Here is a 13,021-nt window from a genome sequence, read left to right as displayed (position 1 = left end):
AGCCGGCCCTGAGCCGGCTTTTTTTATGGGTAGCGCACAATGAGTCCAGCTTTGCCAGAGCAGTTTGCCAACACCACCGAACCCGAGATCGCCGGCCAGCCGGACTATCCAAACAGCTGGCAGGAAGCCGAACTTAACTGCGCAGACATCAAGTCGCACTTAGACACTTTCCAGAAATGGCTGGGTAAAGCCTTCGATAGCGGCGTTTCCGCTGAACGGCTTATAGATGCCCGCACCGAATTTATCGATCAGCTGCTGCAGCGGCTGTGGATTGCCTACGGCTTTGCCGATGTTCCCGAAGCCGCGCTGGTTGCCGTGGGCGGCTATGGCCGCGCCGAGCTTCACCCGCTGTCGGATATCGATCTCCTGATTCTGAGTAGAAAACGGCTAACGGACGCCCAGGCGCAGAGTATCGGCGAGTTGCTGACCCTGCTTTGGGACGTGAAGCTGGAAGTGGGCCACAGCGTACGTACGCTGGAAGAATGCCTGCTGGAAGGCTTGTCCGATCTGACGGTCGCCACTAACCTCATCGAATCTCGCTTGTTAATTGGCGACGTTGCCCTGTTCCTTGAGCTTCAGAAACACATTTTCAGCGAAGGTTTCTGGCCGTCGGCCAAATTCTTTGCCGCCAAAGTCGAAGAGCAAAACGAGCGTCACCAGCGCTATCACGGCACCAGCTACAACCTTGAGCCCGACATCAAAAGCAGTCCTGGCGGCCTGCGTGACATTCACACGCTGCAGTGGGTTGCTCGCCGTCACTTCGGCGCCACCTCCATGGGCGAAATGGTGGACTTTGGTTTCCTGACTGAAGCAGAGCGTAAAGAACTGGATGAATGCCAGCATTTGCTGTGGCGCATTCGCTTTGCCCTGCATCTGGAAGTCAATCGCTACGACAACCGGCTGCTGTTTGACCGCCAGCTTAGCGTGGCCCAGCGCCTGCACTACAGCGGCGAAGGCAACGAGCCGGTCGAACACATGATGAAGGACTTCTACCGCGTCACTCGCCGCGTGGGCGAATTGAACCAGATGCTTTTGCAACTGTTCGATGAAGCCATTCTGGCGCTCGATGCCAGCGAAAAACCGCGCCCGCTGGATGATGACTTCCAGCTTCGCGGCACGCTTATCGATCTGCGGGATGAAACCCTGTTTATGCGCGAGCCGCAGGCTATTCTGCGCATGTTTTACATGATGGTGCGTAACCGCGACATCACCGGCATTTACTCCACGACGCTGCGCCACCTTCGTCACGCCCGCCGTCATCTGACCCAACCGCTCTGCTACATCCCGGAAGCGCGCGAGCTGTTTCTGGTGATGCTGCGTCATCCTGGCGCGGTAAGCCGTGCGCTGGTGCCAATGCATCGCCATAGCGTGCTGTGGGCCTATATGCCGCAGTGGTCGCATATTGTCGGTCAGATGCAGTTCGACCTGTTCCACGCCTACACCGTGGATGAACACACCATTCGCGTCCTGCAAAAGCTGGAAAGCTTCGCGAAAGAAGAAACTCGCTCTAAGCACCCGCTGTGCGTCGATCTTTGGCCGCGCCTTTCCCATCCTGAGCTGATTTTAATCGCCGCTCTCTTCCACGATATCGCCAAAGGGCGAGGCGGCGATCATTCCGTGCTGGGCGCGCAGGATGTGCTGAAATTTGCCGAGCTTCATGGCCTTAACTCCCGGGAAACTCAGTTGGTTGCGTGGCTGGTCCGTCAGCATCTACTGATGTCCGTCACCGCTCAGCGCCGTGATATTCAGGATCCTGAAGTCATTAAACAGTTTGCCGAAGAGGTGCAGACCGAAAACCGCCTGCGCTATCTGGTCTGCCTGACGGTGGCGGATATCTGCGCAACCAACGAAACGCTGTGGAACAGCTGGAAGCAAAGCCTGCTGCGTGAGCTGTACTTCGCCACCGAGAAACAGCTGCGCCGCGGGATGCAGAACAGCCCGGATATGCGCGAACGTGTTCGTCACCACCAGCTTCAGGCGCTTGCCCTGCTGCGGATGGACAACATTAATGAGGAAGCGCTGCATCACATCTGGGCGCGCTGCCGGGCAAACTACTTTGTTCGCCATACGCCAAACCAGATCGCGTGGCATGCCCGGCATTTGCTGAAGCACGATCTTAGTCAGCCAATGATCCTGCTGAGCCCGCAGGCAACGCGCGGCGGCACGGAGATCTTTATCTGGAGCCCGGACAGGCCTTATCTGTTTGCCGCCGTCTGCGCCGAACTCGACCGTCGTAATCTCAGCGTTCACGACGCGCAGATCTTCACGACCCGCGACGGTATGGCGATGGACACCTTTATCGTGCTCGAGCCCGACGGCAGCCCGCTGTCCATTGACCGACACAATATTATTCGCCACAGCCTCGAACAGGCGATCACCCAGACGACCTGGCAGCCACCGCAGCCACGCCGTCAGTCGGCAAAACTGCGTCACTTTACCGTCGATACCGAAGTCAATTTCCTGCCAACGCACACCGACCGGCGTACGTTCCTTGAGCTGATTGCGCTCGATCAGCCGGGTCTTTTGGCCAGGGTGGGTGAAGTGTTCGCCGACCTCGGTATTTCGCTCTACGGGGCGAGAATTACGACAATTGGTGAGCGAGTAGAAGATTTATTTATAATCGCCACCGCAGACCGGCGTGCACTTAATAATGTGCTCCAGCAGGAAGTGCAGCAACGGTTGACAGCGGCCCTTAATCCAAACGATAAATAACGGTCTTTTATTTTTTACCTTTTTAGCCCGAAAGCGACAGTCAAGTTGATTGTCGCCCAAAAGTTGAAAGGTAAGTCACAATCAGGAAATGTTCATCATGCAGCAGCTACAAAATGTAATCGAAACCGCTTTCGAGCGTCGCGCCGAGATCACCCCGGCAAATGTTGATACCGTGACCCGCGAAGCGGTAAATCAGGTGATTGCCCTGCTCGACAGCGGTGCGCTGCGCGTTGCTGAAAAAATTGATGGCCAGTGGGTTACTCACCAGTGGCTGAAGAAGGCGGTACTGCTTTCTTTCCGCATTAACGACAACAAAGTTATCGAAGGTGCAGAAAGCCGCTATTTCGATAAAGTCCCGATGAAATTCGCCGACTACGACGAAGCGCGCTTCCAGAAAGAAGGTTTCCGCGTTGTGCCACCGGCGGCAGTACGCCAGGGCGCGTTCATCGCACGTAACACCGTGCTGATGCCATCCTACGTCAATATCGGTGCTTATGTTGATGAAGGCACCATGGTCGACACCTGGGCAACCGTGGGCTCTTGCGCGCAGATCGGTAAAAACGTTCACCTGTCCGGCGGTGTCGGCATCGGTGGCGTACTGGAACCACTGCAGGCTAACCCAACCATCATCGAAGACAACTGCTTCATCGGCGCGCGTTCCGAAGTGGTTGAAGGCGTGATCGTTGAAGAAGGTTCCGTGATCTCCATGGGCGTTTACATCGGCCAAAGCACCCGCATCTATGATCGCGAAACCGGTGAAGTCCACTACGGCCGCGTGCCAGCAGGCTCCGTTGTCGTTTCCGGCAACCTGCCTTCTAAAGACGGCTCTTACAGCCTGTACTGTGCGGTGATCGTGAAGAAAGTAGACGCCAAAACCCGCGGTAAAGTGGGCATCAACGAACTGCTGCGTACCATCGACTAAGTTTTTTGCATCAAAAGGCGGGTTATCCCGCCTTTTTTGCATCTGGCACTAGCGGAAAAGGAATTTTCCGTTAACTCTCTAATGGTTATTGATATTGAAGGGTACCGCTTATGTACGATAATTTAAAAAGTCTGGGTATTACCAATCCTGATGAAATCGATCGTTACAGCCTCCGGCAGGAAGCCAACAACGATATCCTGAAAGTCTATTTCCAGAAGGATAAGGGCGAGTTTTTTGCCAAAAGCGTGAAGTTTAAATACCCACGCCAGCGCAAAACCGTGGTGGCCGATGGCGTAGGCCAGGGCTACAAAGAAGTGCAGGAGATCAGCCCCAACCTGCGCTATGTCATCGATGAACTCGATCAACTTTGCCAGCGTGACCGCACCGAAGTCGACCTTAAGCGTAAGATCCTCGACGATTTGCGCCACCTCGAGTCCGTGGTGACCAACAAGATCAGCGAAATTGAATCCGATCTGGAAAAACTGACTCGCAATAAGTAGTGCAGAACTCAATAAAAAAAGGGCCGCAAACGCGGCCCTTTTCAGCTCTACACGAAGATTACTGCATCAGAAGGTAAATCTGCGCATCACCGCGCTGGATGCTCAGCGCCATCACCGACGGCTTGCTGTCCATCACTTTACGCAGCTCAGCGATATTGTTCACCGCCTGCTGGTTCACGCCGACGATAATGTCACCTTTTTTCAGGCCAATACGCGCGGCCGGGGTATTTGGCTTCACGCTGGTGACCTGCACGCCTTTCTGGTCTTTACCGCCGCGGTTGCTCATCTCCGCACCTTCAATACCGGTGAAGATAGTGGCGGCATCAACCTGATTCTGAGTGCTTTGCTGCAGCTCCAGACTCACCGTCACTGGCTTGCCATCACGCAGCAGACCCAGCGAGATTTTGCTGCCCACTGGCATAGAACCCACTTCTGCGCGCAGTGCGGCAAAACTACTGATCGCCTTGCCGTTCAGCGTGGTGATCACATCCCCTGCTTTGATCCCTGCTTTAGCCGCGGAAGAGTTCGGCATGACCTGGCTGACAAACGCGCCACGCTGAGCGTCGACTTTCATCGCTTTCGCCAGCTCGGAGTTCAGCTCAGTGCCCATAATCCCCAGCTCGCCGCGACGAACCTGACCGTACTGCACCATCTGAGCGGTCAGGTTTTTCACCATGTTACTCGGGATAGCAAAGCCGATACCGATGTTGCCGCCGTCCGGGGCCAGAATCGCCGTGTTGATACCGATAAGCTCGCCGTTCAGGTTAACCAGCGCCCCGCCGGAGTTACCGCGGTTGATCGCCGCATCGGTCTGGATAAAGTTTTCGTAGTTTTCCACGTTCAGGCCGCTACGGCCCAGCGCAGAAACGATACCGGAGGTCACGGTTTCGCCCAGGCCATATGGGTTACCGATGGCTACGGTGTAATCACCTACGCGCAGCGCGTCGGAGTCGGCAATTTTAATCGCCGTCAGGTTTTTAGGATCCTGCAGCTGAATCAGCGCGATATCGGAGCGTGGGTCTTTACCCACCACTTTGGCGTCAAACTTACGGCCATCGCTTAGCTGAACTTTAATCACAGTGGCGTTATCCACCACGTGGTTGTTGGTCACGACATAGCCTTTCGCCGCATCAATAATTACCCCAGAGCCCAGGGCCATAAATTTCTGCTGCTGGCTGCCTCCGTCACCACCACCGCCCTGAGCGCCACCGCCCTGGCAGAAAGGTGAGCTTTGGAACGGCGAACCGTCCTGGCAGAACGGGGAATTGTCGCCGAAGAATTGCTGGAAATTACGCCCCATACGCGGAGTATTTACCGTTGTGCTCCCTTCAACGTTGATACTCACCACTGAAGGCATCACCTGCTCCAGCATCGGCGCAAGGCTTGGCAGCGGCTGCGCAGCAGATGCGGAAGAGGCCGTCTCAGCGGCGGAGGCAGACATCGGACTCAGCGCCAAACCCAGACTAAGAGCCAGCGCACTCATTGCTAACGTGGTTTTTTTCATGGAATCATCTCAACTTTCAAATAACGCAAAATTGCTGTGTTGGTACACCATTCAGAGTGAAGTTTACGCGCTAAGTTCAGCGCTTAAGTGCATGGAAAAAGTAAAAATTTATTCTCTATCTTTACAAAACTCCCGAGAAAACTCACTCCACCGCCATCAGGCGTCGATACTCATCCCAGGCATATAAATCGGTCATTCCACTGATGTAATCCTGAATAAGCCTTGCACGGAAATAGTATTCCCACACGGAAAAATCAAGGCTTGCCGGGTGCAAAGCGCTCACCGCTTCTACATAGGCAAGCCTATGTTTAGTTGAAAGTTTGTGGAAAAGTCTTGATTCAATAGGCAGACGACGCAGGCTTTCCTTGCTCACCAGCTCCGTGAAGTCCTCCGTTGAAAGCTCGAGTAAGGGACTGTAAATATCCAGTAAACCGCTGATAACCCGGTAACCCTGCAGCTCCAGTTGCTCAATATCCGGGTGGCTGAAGACCTGCCGCACGGCCACCTGCTTGTACAGCTCCAGCAGTCGGGCATACGGGCTGTCGTCCTCCAGCAGCGCATGATTGAACTCGCCGGAATAAATCTCAGGCAAATTGTCGATAAAACGCTGGGCGGCATACGGCGCCAGTTTGTTTAGCGTATTGACGCGCAGGTACATAAAGAACTGATCTTCCGCACTGCGGCGCATTTGGTTGGTGCGGGATTTCTCCCAGGCATCTTTGACTACCAGCTCAAAGAGATCGCCTTTCTTCTGCTCGCCCCAGGACTCGCTCAGATGCTGATAAAGCTGCTCGACGCTGAAAATACGTTTCTCAACGGCATCTTCGAGATCCGCCACGCAGTAAGAAATATCGTCCGCTGCCTCCATGATCCAGGTTAGCGGAAAACGGCTGTACTCGCCCAGGTTCAACTCTTTGCGCAGGCGCTCGATGTATCCTTCTTCCGACAAATAAAAGCCCGGCTTCTTCATCAAATAAGCGTGGCTTGCTGGCGGCTTTTGGGCAAACCAGGCCGGGCGGGTGTATTTGAGAATGCAGCCGACCTGCGCCCAGGTCAGGTTCATCCGCAGCAGGCTGTGCACCAGCCGGATGCCTTGCGCATTCCCTTCAAAATGGCACAAGTCCTGGCGAACTTTGCTGCGTAACGTATTTAATCCCTCTTCGCCTTCGCGCAGCCGGAGCACATCCACCTTGCAGCGATCGTCACTGCGTGGTTGCCCGCCGCTGTCTTTCGGCTGCAGACGCTGGCGGAACCAGTCGTTAATCGCCGACTCGCCAAAATGCCCGAACGGCGGATTGCCGATGTCATGCATCAGGCAGGCCATTTCCACTATGCTTTCAAACGGGCCAGTTAGCTCATCCAGCCCATATTTCTCCAGCGCCTTCTGCTCTTTCAGGCGGCTAAGGATCTCTTTGGCAATGTAGCGCCCGACCTGCTGCACCTCCAGCGAATGGGTAAGACGGGTGCGCACGGCAGCATTACGCTCCAGCGGGAAGACCTGCGTTTTCTGCTGCAGGCGGCGAATTGCGGGAGAATTAATGATCCTGCCGCGATCGCTTTCGAAGATACGCAGGATCTCAAGTTCGCTCTTCTCTCCTTCGGGCGAGCGGAAGCGTCGGTGCCAGTTAATTTTTTTGCGGAAGTCTATTTCGCTCATGCCCACTCCTGTTCCGTTGATAAGGAGACTGTATGCCATGATAGACTATGCCCCGAAAATTGAGTCATGTTCCACCACATTAGCGAGTATCTCTATGAAAGCAGGCATTATTGGTGCAATGGAAGAAGAAGTTACGCTGCTGCGTGACAAAATCGAAAACCGTCACACTCTGAGCATCGCCGGTTGCGAAATTTATACCGGGACGCTGAACGGCGTTGAAGTCGCGCTGCTGAAGTCCGGCATCGGCAAAGTTTCTGCGGCCATGGGTGCTACGCTGCTGCTGGAACACTGCAAGCCAGACGTGATCATCAACACCGGTTCCGCAGGTGGCCTGGCGCCGACGCTGAAAGTGGGTGATATCGTGGTATCTGAAGAAGTGCGTTATCACGATGCTGACGTCACTGCTTTCGGTTACGAATATGGCCAGATGGCGGGCTGCCCGGCAGCTTTCATTGCCGATAAAAAGCTTATTGAGGCAGCAGAAACCTGCATTAAAGAGCTGGATCTGCACGCGGTTCGCGGCCTGATCGTCAGCGGCGATGCGTTTATTAACGGCTCAGTGGCGCTGGCAAAAATTCGCCACAACTTCCCGCAGGCCGTGGCGGTAGAAATGGAAGCGACGGCCATCGGCCACGTTTGCCATAACTTCAACACGCCGTTTGTGGTTGTACGCGCCATCTCCGACGTGGCCGATCAGCAGTCCCACCTGAGCTTCGAAGAATTCCTGGCCGTCGCCGCCAGGCAATCCACCCTGATGGTGGAAAAACTGGTTCAGCACCTGGCTCGTGGCTAAGCTCATCCTTTGGCGCGGGGCGACCGCCCTGCTCCTTTGCCTCCCGGCGCTGCTGTTTGCGGCGCCTCGGGTCATCTCCCTCTCTCCCGCTAATACAGAACTGGCCTTCGCCGCCGGTATCACCCCTATTGCGGTGAGCGCTTACTCTGATTACCCGCCGCAGGCAAAGCAGATTGAACAGTTAGCCAACTGGCAGGGCGTGAACTTCGAGCGCATCGTTGCCCTGAAACCGGACGCAGTCCTCGCCTGGCGAGGTGGTAACCCGGACAGGCAGGTAAACCAACTGGTTTCGCTGGGCATTAAGGTCATCTGGCTGGATCCTAAAAGCGTTGCCGACGTTGAGGCCGCGCTGCGTCAGCTAGCCCCGCTCAGTCCAACACCAGAAAAGGCAATCAAAGCCGCAGAGACGCTATCCCGGCAGTTTGCAGAGCTAAAAACTCGCTACAGCCATACCCAAAGCAAAAAAGTGTTCCTGCAGTTCAGCCAGCAGCCGCTGTTTACCACCAGCAAAGATTCCATTCAGAACGAAGTCGTTGAGCTTTGCGGTGGGCGCAATATTTTCGCTGACAGCCGGGTTCCCTGGCCGCAGGTCAGTCGCGAGCAGGTTCTGACGCGTCAGCCGCAGGCTATTATTATCTCGGGCGATGCGAGCAATATTCCGTCGGTGCAGCAGTTCTGGAGTAATCAGTTGAAAGTTCCGGTTATTGCCGTGAATGATGACTGGTTTACTCGCTCGGGCCCGCGTATTATCCTCGCCGCAAAACAGCTCTGCAAAGAGCTGGCGAAAGCTTAACGTCATGCTCTGAGGGTCATAAATGCTGGTCTATTGGCTGGATATTGTCGGTACCGCCGTGTTCGCTATTTCCGGCGTTTTGTTGGCCGGAAAGCTGCGGATGGATCCCTTTGGCGTGCTGGTGCTTGGGGTGGTTACCGCGGTAGGCGGGGGAACTATCCGCGATATGGCGTTAGCCAACGGCCCGGTATTCTGGGTGAAAGATCCCACGGACCTTGTCGTCGCCATGGTGACCTGTATGCTGACGATCGTCCTGGTTCGCCAGCCGCGACGCCTGCCTAAGTGGGTACTTCCCGTGCTGGATGCCGTCGGCCTGGCGGTGTTTGTTGGCATCGGCGTCAATAAAGCGTTTCTGGCCCATGCCAGCCCGCTGGTTGCAATCTGCATGGGCGTAATCACTGGCGTAGGCGGCGGGATCATCCGCGACGTATTGGCTCGTGAAGTCCCGATGATTCTGCGCACCGAGATTTATGCCACCGCCTGTATTATTGGCGGTATCGTCCACGCCACGGCTTACCACACCTTTAACGTCCCGCTGGAGCAGGCCAGTATGATTGGTATGGTGGTCACGCTGGCGATTCGCCTGGCGGCCATCTACTGGCACCTTAAACTGCCGACCTTTGCGCTAAATGACCGACAATAGCGATAAAAAAAGCCGCGTTTGATACGCGGCTTTTTTATTTCAGCAACTTATCAGATGCTGAAGGAGGAACCACACCCGCAGGTGCTTTTCGCGTTCGGGTTAGTCACCACGAAGCGGGAGCCTTCCAGGCCTTCGCTGTAATCCACCGCGCCACCGACCAGGTATTGCAGGCTCATTGGATCCACAACCAGGGCAACGCCCTGCTTCTCGATGGTCATATCGCCGTCGTTGATCTGGTCGTCAAAGGTAAAGCCATACTGGAAGCCGCTGCAACCACCACCGGTGATATAGACGCGAAGTTTCAGATTCGGGTTCTCTTCGTCTGCAATCAGACTTTTCACTTTATTGGCTGCGGCTTCGGTAAACTGCAGCGGCAGCGCTACTACGTCATCACTCATTTTTTGCTCCCAACAATTAACAAGTCGGGCAGAAAACAACCCGCACTTTTGCGGCATTATCTAATACCCGAGTAATTCGTTCAAGTATTCTGCCCGGCGGAAGCCTGCTCGCCTGCTCGCGCTTTCTCAGCTTCTTGTTTTGCCAGAGTTCTTGCCAGAATCACCGAGTATAGCGGTTTCCCGCCCAAAAATTGTGCCAACAGTGTCGCCCCAAGACAGGTGATAATCATTGGCAGAATGAGCTGGTAATTATCCGTCATCTCAAGCACCAGCACGATAGCGGTGAGCGGTGCACGCAGTGAGGCGGCGAGTAACGCTCCCATTCCGGCAATCGCAAAGGTGCCCATGTCAAGATGATACGCGGGGAACCAGGCGGCACAAGCCGTGCCAAACGCGGTGCCAAGCAGCGTGCCCAGCGCCAGCATCGGGGCAAAAATACCGCCCGGTGCACCGGAGGAGAAACAGAGTAAAGTGGTGATGACCCGAGCGATGAACAGGAACAGCAGCATGCCAATGGTGTAATTCCCCACGGCCGCAATCGGGATAAGGCTAAACCCACCGCCGGACGCCGCCTGCTGAATAAGCCCCAGCACACCGCAAAGCCCGCCAATAAGCCCGCCGATCAGCACCCACTTCTTAATGTTGCCGCCGTGAATGCGCTGGAACATATCCTGAGCGCCGATCACCAGCCGGTTAAACACCACGCCGACAATGCCAAAAATCATGCCGAGGATCAGATACAGCCAGAGCGTGTTGACAGGCGCATCCGCCAGCTTACCCACCTGAATCACCGTGGTTTCGGTATTAAAGATCCGGAACACAATGCTCGACATAATCACGCCGATAAACACCGCTTTTATCGAAATCAGGTTATAGCGGAACTGGGTACGCATCTCTTCGATGATAAACAGGATCCCGGCCAGCGGCGCATTAAATGCCGCAGACAGCCCGGCAGCAGCGCCAGTTGCCAGCAGCGAATGACGAGCTTCCGCACTTTTCATGCGGAAAATGTCCGTCACCATACGCCCGATGTTACCGCCAAGCTGTACGGTCGGCCCTTCACGCCCCAGCACCATTCCCGCGCCGAGCGTGCCCATCCCGCCGATGAATTTCACCGGGATCACGCGCCACCAGCGCACCGGCCGCAAATCCTCCAGTGCCCCTTCGATTTCAGGAATGCCCGACCCACCGGCTTCAGGCGCGAAACGACGCACCAGAAAATAGCCGACCATCGCCAGCAGCGCCGAGCTGATAAACGCCAGCGGCCACACCAGCCAGGCGCTGTCCGCGACCTGCGCCAGCATACCGATACGGTGCTGAAGCACCCAGTTAACCGACTTCTCAAACGCCACGCCGACCAGGCCCGCTAGCGTGCCAACCACCGCGGCCATCAGCAAAATCATTAGCGGCATTCTATCCTGGCCAATCAGACGACGCAGAATCGCTCCGCGACGCTGTTGGACGCTTTGCGCCTGATCGAGAGAGTTATGGGCTAAATTCATGGTTCCGAACCGGTTAGTCATACAAATAAGGCGGGCATTTTACCCACAGAAAAGACCTTCGTCTTATTAAATTAGCTAATAAACCGTAACGTTTGATTTGGGCAAATATTTCAACGCGAGGCAGGTTTCACATAGAATAGCCCGCTGTCACCATTTCCACGAATCAGGAGCCGATTCATGAGTAAGTCTGAAAACCTGTACGCCGCAGCCCGCCAGGTCATTCCCGGCGGCGTTAACTCTCCGGTACGCGCCTTTACTGGCGTAGGCGGAGTGCCTCTGTTTATCGAGCGTGCGGACGGGGCTTACCTGTATGACGCAGACGGTAAAGCCTATATCGATTACGTTGGTTCATGGGGCCCAATGGTGCTCGGCCACAACCACCCGGCGATCCGCAACGCGGTCATTGAAGCCGTTGAGCGCGGCCTGAGCTTTGGGGCGCCAACCGAAATGGAAGTGAAAATGGCGGAGCTGGTTTGTGAGCTGGTGCCGACCATGGACATGGTTCGCATGGTGAACTCCGGCACCGAAGCCACCATGAGCGCTATCCGCCTCGCTCGCGGCTACACTGGCCGGGATAAAATCATCAAATTCGAAGGCTGCTACCACGGCCACGCGGATTGCCTGCTGGTGAAAGCCGGTTCCGGCGCTCTGACGCTCGGCCAACCAAACTCTCCGGGCGTGCCGGCTGACTTTGCGAAGCACACCCTGACCTGCACCTATAACGATCTGGCCTCCGTGCGCGAAGCCTTTAAGCAATATCCTCAGGACGTGGCCTGTATCATCGTTGAACCCGTCGCGGGCAACATGAACTGCATTCCTCCGCATGCGGACTTCCTGCCGGGCCTGCGAGCGCTGTGCGACGAATTTGGTGCACTGCTGATTATTGATGAAGTGATGACCGGCTTCCGCGTGGCGCTGGCGGGTGCTCAGTCTTACTACGATGTCGAACCAGACCTGACCTGCCTCGGCAAAATCATCGGCGGCGGGATGCCAGTCGGCGCCTTCGGTGGCCGTCGCGAAATCATGGACGCGCTGGCACCAACGGGCCCGGTTTACCAGGCGGGCACGCTCTCCGGGAACCCTATCGCCATGGCGGCGGGCTTCGCTTGCCTGACAGAAGTGTCGCAGCCCGGCGTTCACCAGACCCTGACCGAGCTGACGGAGATGCTGGCTAACGGCCTGTTGAATGCGGCTAAAGCAGAAAACATCCCACTGGTGGTGAATAACGTCGGCGGCATGTTCGGCCTGTTCTTCACCGATGCCGAAACCGTCACCAGCTATAAAGACGTGGTTGCCTGCGATGTAGAGCGCTTCAAGCGCTTCTTCCACCTGATGCTGGAAGAAGGCGTATACCTTGCGCCGTCCGCGTTTGAGGCGGGCTTTATGTCCGTGGCGCATAGCAAAGAAGATATTCAGCGGACCATCGACGCGGCACGCCGCGTGTTTGCGAAGCTGTAATTTTACCCTCCCCCGGCCCTCTCCCTGGAAGGGCGAGGGGAAAAACAGCAGATTTATGCTCGATACTGTTTCCTCACCACCTTAGGGCGAGGGGGAAAACAGCAGATTTATGCTCTTTTCAGTTCCCTCTCCCCTTTGG

Annotated in this window: 11 protein-coding genes; 7 read left to right on the top strand and 4 right to left on the bottom strand. The window is 55.7% G+C overall.

Features of this window, described 5'->3' with window-relative positions; genetic code table 11:
* Positions 1-39 precede the first annotated feature (39 nt).
* The 3 genes from glnD to AAIE02_RS00045 all read left to right on the top strand — a co-directional run bounded on the left by glnD (position 40) and on the right by AAIE02_RS00045 (position 4,134).
* Entirely contained in the window at positions 40-2,712 is a 2,673-nt protein-coding gene (glnD, locus tag AAIE02_RS00055; protein WP_034808526.1) for a bifunctional uridylyltransferase/uridylyl-removing protein GlnD, read from the top strand.
* A 97-nt stretch (positions 2,713-2,809) separates the two neighbouring features.
* Positions 2,810-3,634: a 2,3,4,5-tetrahydropyridine-2,6-dicarboxylate N-succinyltransferase gene (dapD, locus tag AAIE02_RS00050; RefSeq protein WP_008456915.1), complete on the top strand. Its 825-nt coding sequence runs from the start codon at positions 2,810-2,812 to the stop codon at positions 3,632-3,634.
* A gap of 110 nt (positions 3,635-3,744) precedes the next feature.
* Complete coding sequence (locus AAIE02_RS00045) at positions 3,745-4,134, top strand: DUF3461 family protein (RefSeq protein ID WP_008456913.1); 390 nt, start codon at positions 3,745-3,747, stop codon at positions 4,132-4,134.
* Between the two features lie 58 nt (positions 4,135-4,192).
* Here AAIE02_RS00045 and degP read toward each other — a convergent pair whose 3' ends face one another.
* Together degP and dgt are read right to left on the bottom strand one after the other, a co-directional pair.
* On the bottom strand, positions 4,193-5,638 hold the full coding sequence (degP, locus tag AAIE02_RS00040; protein WP_008456911.1) for a serine endoprotease DegP: 1,446 nt from the start codon (positions 5,636-5,638) through the stop codon (positions 4,193-4,195).
* 142 nt (positions 5,639-5,780) lie between these two features.
* On the bottom strand, positions 5,781-7,295 hold the full coding sequence (gene dgt / locus AAIE02_RS00035) for a dGTPase (protein WP_166876699.1): 1,515 nt from the start codon (positions 7,293-7,295) through the stop codon (positions 5,781-5,783).
* 94 nt (positions 7,296-7,389) lie between these two features.
* On the opposite strand from dgt, the gene mtnN reads away from it, so the two are divergent.
* From mtnN to AAIE02_RS00020, 3 genes are read left to right on the top strand one after another with little or no spacing between them, the layout of a single operon-like run.
* Positions 7,390-8,088 carry a 5'-methylthioadenosine/S-adenosylhomocysteine nucleosidase gene (mtnN, locus tag AAIE02_RS00030; RefSeq protein ID WP_166993601.1) on the top strand — a complete coding sequence of 233 codons (699 nt, stop codon included), beginning with the start codon at positions 7,390-7,392 and terminating at the stop codon, positions 8,086-8,088.
* Complete coding sequence (btuF, locus tag AAIE02_RS00025; protein ID WP_498531762.1) at positions 8,081-8,881, top strand: vitamin B12 ABC transporter substrate-binding protein BtuF; 801 nt, start codon at positions 8,081-8,083, stop codon at positions 8,879-8,881. The genes mtnN and btuF overlap by 8 nt, the downstream gene beginning before the upstream one ends.
* Before the next feature lie 22 nt (positions 8,882-8,903).
* Positions 8,904-9,524: a TRIC cation channel family protein gene (locus AAIE02_RS00020; protein ID WP_008456904.1), complete on the top strand. Its 621-nt coding sequence runs from the start codon at positions 8,904-8,906 to the stop codon at positions 9,522-9,524.
* A gap of 50 nt (positions 9,525-9,574) precedes the next feature.
* Here AAIE02_RS00020 and erpA read toward each other — a convergent pair whose 3' ends face one another.
* Positions 9,575-9,922, bottom strand: coding sequence for an iron-sulfur cluster insertion protein ErpA (gene erpA, locus AAIE02_RS00015; RefSeq protein ID WP_008456903.1), 348 nt, complete (start codon positions 9,920-9,922; stop codon positions 9,575-9,577).
* Positions 9,923-10,002: 80 nt separating this feature from the next.
* On the bottom strand, positions 10,003-11,424 hold the full coding sequence (gene clcA, locus AAIE02_RS00010; protein WP_498531761.1) for a H(+)/Cl(-) exchange transporter ClcA: 1,422 nt from the start codon (positions 11,422-11,424) through the stop codon (positions 10,003-10,005).
* A 177-nt stretch (positions 11,425-11,601) separates the two neighbouring features.
* Here clcA and hemL point away from each other — a divergent pair, with 177 nt between their 5' ends.
* Complete coding sequence (gene hemL, locus AAIE02_RS00005) at positions 11,602-12,882, top strand: glutamate-1-semialdehyde 2,1-aminomutase (protein WP_336982877.1); 1,281 nt, start codon at positions 11,602-11,604, stop codon at positions 12,880-12,882.
* Positions 12,883-13,021 lie beyond the last annotated feature (139 nt).

It is taken from the genome of Cedecea sp. Ae19-4 (assembly GCF_059801165.1).
Note: the sequence above shows the minus strand (reverse complement) of the source record. Positions and strands in the feature narration are given on the sequence as shown.

What these genes read in the sequence shown, in the direction of transcription:
- glnD (WP_034808526.1), top strand. Translation starts at nt 40, where the DNA reads ATGAGTCCAGCTTTGCCAGAGCAGTTTGCCAACACCACCGAACCCGAG.
- dapD (WP_008456915.1), top strand. Translation starts at nt 2,810, where the DNA reads ATGCAGCAGCTACAAAATGTAATCGAAACCGCTTTCGAGCGTCGCGCC.
- AAIE02_RS00045 (WP_008456913.1), top strand. Translation starts at nt 3,745, where the DNA reads ATGTACGATAATTTAAAAAGTCTGGGTATTACCAATCCTGATGAAATC.
- degP (WP_008456911.1), bottom strand. Translation starts at nt 5,638, where the DNA reads ATGAAAAAAACCACGTTAGCAATGAGTGCGCTGGCTCTTAGTCTGGGT.
- dgt (WP_166876699.1), bottom strand. Translation starts at nt 7,295, where the DNA reads ATGAGCGAAATAGACTTCCGCAAAAAAATTAACTGGCACCGACGCTTC.
- mtnN (WP_166993601.1), top strand. Translation starts at nt 7,390, where the DNA reads ATGAAAGCAGGCATTATTGGTGCAATGGAAGAAGAAGTTACGCTGCTG.
- AAIE02_RS00020 (WP_008456904.1), top strand. Translation starts at nt 8,904, where the DNA reads ATGCTGGTCTATTGGCTGGATATTGTCGGTACCGCCGTGTTCGCTATT.
- erpA (WP_008456903.1), bottom strand. Translation starts at nt 9,922, where the DNA reads ATGAGTGATGACGTAGTAGCGCTGCCGCTGCAGTTTACCGAAGCCGCA.
- clcA (WP_498531761.1), bottom strand. Translation starts at nt 11,424, where the DNA reads ATGAATTTAGCCCATAACTCTCTCGATCAGGCGCAAAGCGTCCAACAG.
- hemL (WP_336982877.1), top strand. Translation starts at nt 11,602, where the DNA reads ATGAGTAAGTCTGAAAACCTGTACGCCGCAGCCCGCCAGGTCATTCCC.